Origin of the sequence: Psychrobacter sp. UBA5136, from assembly GCF_002414005.1 — a bacterium.
In the GTDB taxonomy this organism is placed as follows: domain Bacteria; phylum Pseudomonadota; class Gammaproteobacteria; order Pseudomonadales; family Moraxellaceae; genus Psychrobacter.
The window spans coordinates 1-6,740 of record NZ_DHYG01000010.1 but is presented as its reverse complement, the minus strand read 5'-3'; the positions used below and the strand labels follow the sequence as shown (position 1 = coordinate 6,740).

At 46.7% G+C, this 6,740-nt stretch carries 4 protein-coding genes; all 4 read left to right on the top strand.

All coding sequences use genetic code 11. From position 1 onward, the window contains the following. Nucleotides 1-261 precede the first annotated feature (261 nt). The 4 genes from B4240_RS01450 (at nt 262) to betT (ending at nt 6,629) form a co-directional block, all read left to right on the top strand. The gene (locus B4240_RS01450) at nt 262-837 is read left to right on the top strand and encodes a TetR/AcrR family transcriptional regulator (protein ID WP_296236443.1); all 576 of its coding nucleotides are present in this window, start codon (nt 262-264) and stop codon (nt 835-837) included. Nucleotides 838-936: 99 nt separating this feature from the next. After that, nucleotides 937-2,451: a betaine-aldehyde dehydrogenase gene (betB, locus tag B4240_RS01445; protein WP_296236442.1), complete on the top strand. Its 1,515-nt coding sequence runs from the start codon at nt 937-939 to the stop codon at nt 2,449-2,451. Between the two features lie 115 nt (nt 2,452-2,566). Continuing rightward, entirely contained in the window at nt 2,567-4,267 is a 1,701-nt protein-coding gene (gene betA, locus B4240_RS01440) for a choline dehydrogenase (protein WP_296236441.1), read from the top strand. A 316-nt stretch (nt 4,268-4,583) separates the two neighbouring features. Further along, nucleotides 4,584-6,629 (top strand): choline BCCT transporter BetT, encoded by a 2,046-nt coding sequence (betT, locus tag B4240_RS01435; RefSeq protein ID WP_296236440.1) that lies wholly within the window; start codon nt 4,584-4,586, stop codon nt 6,627-6,629. The last annotated feature ends 111 nt before the right edge of the window (nt 6,630-6,740 follow it).

Sequence of the window (6,740 nt, the reverse complement as noted above, 5' to 3'; positions counted from 1 at the left end):
GTGCGTGATGTATCGATATTACTTTTCACTCACTATATCTTCACTTTAAACAAAATAAATATAGTAGATTCAATTTAAAAGTGTGACAGCAATACGGGGATAAGTTTTGCGCAGCCTCTTGGTACGCAGCAAGCAAGGAAAATTTATTCCTGTATCGTCTCTGAACTTATGACAGTTTTACTATTAATTGACTATAGGTCGCCGTCTTTTTAACCCCAAACTTATTCTCAAATTCTATAGTGCCCTAACATCGAGATGAAAATGGAAATACAAAACGCGCATAAACGTAAAAAACAACCTGAAGTTGTACGTCGAGCACTGCTCGATGAGGCAGCACGTATCACTTTGGAGCAAGGCTTGTCTAAAGTCACCTTTCAAGCGGTAGCGGATGCCGTCGGGGTGACCAAAGGCGGGGTAATGCATCATTTTGCTACCAAAGATGCGCTGATTTTAGAAGTGTTTTATGACGCGATGAAAAAATTCGAGACTGAAGTCAATCAAGCCATGGCAAAAGATCCTGTCAGCTATGGCGCTTTTACGCGCGCTTATATCGACGCCACGATTAGCTTGGGCGAAAAAGGGCAGGCCGAGTTTAATAGCCAAGCCACGTTGTACGTCTTGATGTTAGGAGATCGGACGTTGCGCGAACGCTGGGCTGAGTGGACAAACGAGCAATTAAAAAAACATGCCGCCACGGACAATACCGAAACCCTATGTATGGTGCGCCTGGTTGCCGATGGTATTTGGCTCTCTGACTTTTCAGGCATCGATATCTCAGACAAGGCTTCATTGCGTACGCGCTTGATAAATATGACCCAGCGCGACTTTGACGCTTAAAAATACCTACAAACCACTTTTATTTTTCACCTTTAATCCATGACGACATTATTTTTAAAGCTTTTTTATAAAGCGAACCCGTCGCCCTAAGGAAAACTTATGACAGCTACTAAAACAAACCTAGATAACTTAACAGACATTATTGATTTAACACAAACGCAAACTGCTTATATCAACGGTCGTTATTTGGCGGTCGATGACTCGTTATCTACTTTTGAGGATATCAACCCAGCAACAGGTGAAGTGCTCGCTACCATTCAGCAAACGACGGCTGAGCAGATTGATGAGGCGGTAACAGCAGCAAAAAAAGGCCAAAAAGTTTGGGCGGCGATGATGCCAGTCGAACGTAGTCGGATTTTGCTAAAGGCGGTTGCGCTAATGCGCGAGCGTAATGATGTGTTGGCATTGCTTGAAACCAAAGACACCGGTAAAGCGCTGTCTGAGACCAAGTATGTCGATATTGTGACTGGTGCCGATGTTATTGAGTATTATGCGGGTCTGGCGCCGATGTTAGAGGGCCGTCAGATTCCGCTGCGTGATAGCAGTTTTGTTTATACGCGCCGCGAGCCGCTCGGCGTGGTCGCAGGTATTGGCGCATGGAACTATCCGATTCAAATCGCGATGTGGAAAGCTGCGCCGGCATTAGCTGCGGGTAACGCAATGATTTTTAAGCCCTCAGAAGTCACGCCATTAACCGCGCTGAAACTAGCAGAAATTTTTACCGAAGCAGGTCTGCCAGACGGTGTGTTTAACGTCGTACAAGGTGATTATCATGTGGGCGAAGCATTAACCCAGCATCCTAACATTGCCAAAGTCTCGTTTACAGGCGGCGTGCCAACGGGCAAAAAAGTCATGGCAAGCGCGGCATCATCGTCGCTTAAAGACGTGACCTTAGAGCTTGGTGGTAAGTCGCCATTGATTATCTTTGACGATGCCGATATCGATATGGCAGCGGATATTGCCATGATGGCAAACTTTTATAGCACAGGTCAGGTCTGTACCAATGGCACGCGTGTGTTTGTCCCAAAAGTGCTACAAGCGAAGTTTGAAGAGGCAATCTTGACGCGCGTTAAACGTATCAAATTGGGTAATCCGCTGGATGAAAATACCAATATGGGGCCACTGGTCAGCTTCCCGCATATGGAGCGCGTGCTTGGTTATATCGACCAAGGAAAAGCGAGCGGCGCGCGTTTATTGGCGGGCGGTGAGCGAGTGACAACAGGCGAGCTTGCTAAAGGCGCATTCGTTGCACCGACGGTATTTACCGATTGCAGCGATGAGATGACTATTGTCCGCGAGGAAATCTTTGGCCCCGTGATGTCGATATTGACCTACGAGACCGAAGAAGAAGTGATTCGCCGTGCTAACGATACGGATTATGGTTTGGCTGCTGGGGTGGTGACTGCGGATCTAACCCGCGCGCATCGCGTGATTGCGCAGATTGAAGCAGGTATCTGCTGGCTAAATACGTGGGGCGAATCACCCGCGCAAATGCCAGTCGGTGGGTATAAGCATTCTGGTATTGGCCGCGAAAACGGCATTGAAGCCCTTGAGCATTATACGCAGACCAAATCTATCCAAGTAGAGCTTGGCAAGTTTGAATCGGTATTTTAAGCAGTTAGGGTAAAAATTTTTAAAACAGTAAGGTTAGCGTAAGAGGAATAATTGTTCCTTTTGGCACCACCTTACTGATATGAATGATGGATTTTTTAATATTATGGAGCGTTTTATGACATCAACCACACCTGAATATGACTACATCATTGTCGGTGCAGGCTCAGCCGGAAATGTGCTGGCCACGCGCTTGACCGAAGATGCCAACATTAAGGTGTTGCTGTTAGAGGCTGGTCGACCTGATCATCGACTAGACTTTCGCACGCAGATGCCAGCGGCGCTAGCGATGCCGCTACAAGGCACCACTTATAACTGGGGCTACAAAACTGACCCTGAGCCATATATGAATAACCGCGTCATGGATTGTGGCCGTGGTAAAGGGCTTGGCGGCTCATCACTCATCAATGGGATGTGCTATATCCGTGGTAACGCGCTCGATTTTGACGACTGGTCCAAAATCAAAGGTTTAGAAGACTGGACCTATTCAGACTGCCTACCGTATTTTAAAAAGTCAGAAAACTTCGATGCTGGTGAAAACGACTATCATGGCGTCGGCGGTCCGGTTGAAATTACCACTTCAAAACCAGGGGTTAATCCACTATTTGAAGCAATGATTGAAGCGGGCGTACAAGCAGGCTATCCGCGTACAGAGGATCTAAACGGCTATCAGCAAGAAGGCTTTGGGCCAATGGATCGTTTTGTCACGCCCAATGGTCGCCGTGCTTCCACCGCACGCGGGTATCTCGACCGCGCCAAACCACGTAGCAATATCACCATTTTGACCGGTGCATTGACTGATGTGATCCTCTTTGATGGTAAGCGCGCTGTCGGCGTCAAAGTCGAGCATCAAGGTCAAACCAAAAAATTCTATGCCGCTCGTGAAGTGATTGTATCTTCTGGCGCGATTGCCTCACCGCAATTATTGCAGCGCTCTGGTATTGGCCCTGGTCAGTGGCTCAAAGACTTGGGTATTAACGAGGTTTTAGAGTTGCCGGGCGTGGGCAATAATCTACAAGACCATCTAGAGCTGTATATGCAGTATGAATGCAAACTACCAGTTTCAATCGCGCCTGCCAATAAATGGTGGAATAAACCTGCGATTGGTGCCGAGTGGTTATTTAATGGCACAGGCCTTGGCGCGTCCAATCAGTTTGAGGGTGGCGGCTTTATCCGTACCGATGAGAAATTTACCCATCCTAATATTCAGTATCACTTCTTGCCGTTAGCGGTGCGTTACGATGGTCGCAGTGCGGTAAATTCCCATAGCTTCCAAGCACACGTCGGTTCATTGCGCTCGCCAAGTCGTGGCCGCGTCAAGCTGACTTCAACAGACCCAAGCGCGCATCCAAGTATCTTATTTAACTATATGTCGCATGAGCAAGACTGGCAAGAGTTTCGTGCGGCGATGCGTATTACCCGTGAGATTATGCATCAGCCAGCGCTCGACCCGTATCGCGGCCGCACCATTGCGCCAACCGATGATTTGAACACCGATGCGCAGTTGGATGAGTATGTCCGTAACCATAGCGAGACCGCTTATCATCCGTCGTGTACCTGTGCGATGGGTGAGGGTAATGATTCGGTGGTTAATGGTGAAGGGTTGGTACACGGTATCGATGGCCTGCGCGTCGTTGATGCGTCGATTATGCCAAATATCATCAGTGGTAACTTAAACGCCACCACCATCATGCTGGCCGAAAAAATCGTCGATAAGATGCGCGGTAAGCAATTACCACGCTCGACGGCGGATTATTATGTCGCCAATGGCGCACCGCTCAGAGCCGAGCCGATGCGCGCTTATGGCTCTGTTGTTTAAACGACTATACAAGCTATTGAATAATGTCGGATAATCTCAACAAGAAGGCCTTTCACAGTAAAGGTCTTTTTTATCAGCGCTTATGTTAAGCAGGTCGAGCCTTTAAGGCGGTCTTTGTTTAGCATTTGCTTTGCTATTTTTCTCACAGTTTATATCTAGCAAATTTTATTAATTGGTACTGCTTTGTGCGTCATGCGGTTATTTATCATTGTGCGCTTATAATTTGCGTGGCTAAAAATCTCCTTTTTATAACTCATAAAGTTATGCCGGACAAAGCAATATCAGACCCTGTTTCATTTACCTATTGAGGTCTTTTATGTACAGTTCGCCATCAGAAGATGCGACGAAACCCCTGAGTCTAAATAAGACGGTTTTTTTAGGCTCAGCGATTATTTCTATTTTATTGATTATCTGGACGATTGCCTTGCCAGATTATAGTGAGGCATTATTAAGCGCCAGCATGGCATGGGTATCAGAGAGCTTTGGTTGGTACTACATGCTGGTGGTTGCTGCTTATAGTATTTTTGCGTTGTTTGTTGGTTTTTCAAAATATGGTGATATCAAACTTGGGCAAGACCATGAAAAAGCGCAGTTTCCCTTTTTAGCGTGGGCAGCGATGCTGTTTTCTGCGGGTATTGGTATCGATTTATTGTTTTTTGGTGCCTCTGAGCCGTTGATGCATTATTTGACGCCGCATGCGGGGCTTGAGCCTGCCAGTGCGGAGGCCATGCGCCAAGCGCTGTCGCAAACTTTTTTGCATTGGGGGCTGCATGGCTGGGGTATTTATGCGCTCATCGGTATGGCGTTGGCGTACTTTGCTTATCGTAAAAACATGCCGCTTGCTCTGCGCTCACCACTGACCCCAATCTTTGGTGAACGCTTAATCAAAGGCTGGCTCGGTGACGGCATTGATACCTTTGGCGTTGTCTGTACCTTGATGGGTATTGCCACCAGCTTAGGCATCGGCGTGTTACAGGCCAATGCGGGCTTGACCCATGTTTTTGGTATCGAATCAAGCAAAATGGTACAGAGCATTATTATCCTAGGCGTGGTTGCCGCCGCCGCTATCTCTGCGATGACGGGTGTTGAAAAAGGCGTACGCCGTTTATCTGAATTTAATATGCTGTCGTCGATATTGCTGCTGCTAGCCATATTGGTAATGGGCAATACAGTATATTTGCTCAACACCTTTACCCAAAATATCGGTCAGTACTTTCAAACCATTATTTTTAAAACCTTTGATGTCTATGCTTATGATGGCACGGCTGGTGCTGATTGGAAATCAGGTTGGACGATATTTTTCTGGGCATGGTGGGTTGCTTGGGCGCCGTTTGTTGGCTTGTTTATCGCGCGTATTAGCCGTGGCCGTACTTTACGTGAATTTGTTTTTGGTGTGATGTTTATCCCGCTTGGTTTTATCTTTGCGTGGTTTTCTATCTTTGGTAATTCGGCAATCGATTTGGTCGCTAATGGCGCAACTGAGCTTGGAGAAATCGCGGTCAATGATGCGGCGATGGGCATGTTTGCCTTGTTTGAGCATTTCCCTTATAGCGATGTGTTGTCATTTGCTGGCGTCTTTATTGGATTGATATTTTTTGTCACCTCTGCTGACTCAGGCGCGTTAGTCCTTGCCAACCTAAGCTCAAGAGGGATGACCAATGATACCGATGCGCCTGTTTGGTTGCGTCTGTTTTGGGCAGCAGCAACGGGATTTATTACTTTAGGCTTGCTATTTGCCGGCGGCTTTGCGTCGTTACAGTCGGTCTCTGTGATAGCAGGGTTGCCATTTTCGCTTATTTTGGTCATGTATATGATGTCGATGTGGAAGTCATTAAAAGAAGAGGGCAATAAGCGCAAAGCCAGTATGGTTGGCACGGCAAACGTGCTCGATAGCGGTAAAGGCTGGAAGGCGCGCTTGCAACGTATCGTCAGCTTCCCAAGCCATAAACAGGTCGAGCGCTTTTTACAGACAGTGGTTAAGCCTGCCATGATTGAGGTGGAAAAAGAGCTAAAAGCAGGCGGTTTAAATACCTCCTTAGATATCCGCAATTTGGCTACTATCGGTAAAGATATCGATGCAGGGCTGGATGAAGATGACGGCCAGATAGATGGGGTAAAACTGCGTGTTGGTCACGGTGATGAAGATGATTTTATTTATGAAGTCAATCTTATCAAAGCTGAGCGCCCAAACTTTACGCTCAATACTTCAAGCAAGCAGGCCGAGTTTTATTACCGTGCTGAAGTGTTTTTAAGCGACGGCTCGCAGGAATACGACTTGGTTGGCTACACCAAAGAGCAAGTGCTGGTCGATATCTTGCATCAGTATGAATGTCATATGCAGTATCTGCATTTAGAGCGTTAATTCATTCATTAAACGCTAGTATATATAGTCAGTTCAAAATAAATTTGTTATGCCCAGGACAAACATCATAAAATAATTTAGATAAATCGTTTTCCAACCAGCCTTGGCGTA

Bases quoted from the DNA above. Each gene is read 5' to 3' on its own strand.
- B4240_RS01450 (WP_296236443.1), top strand. From the start codon at position 262: ATGGAAATACAAAACGCGCATAAACGTAAAAAACAACCTGAAGTTGTA.
- betB (WP_296236442.1), top strand. From the start codon at position 937: ATGACAGCTACTAAAACAAACCTAGATAACTTAACAGACATTATTGAT.
- betA (WP_296236441.1), top strand. From the start codon at position 2,567: ATGACATCAACCACACCTGAATATGACTACATCATTGTCGGTGCAGGC.
- betT (WP_296236440.1), top strand. From the start codon at position 4,584: ATGTACAGTTCGCCATCAGAAGATGCGACGAAACCCCTGAGTCTAAAT.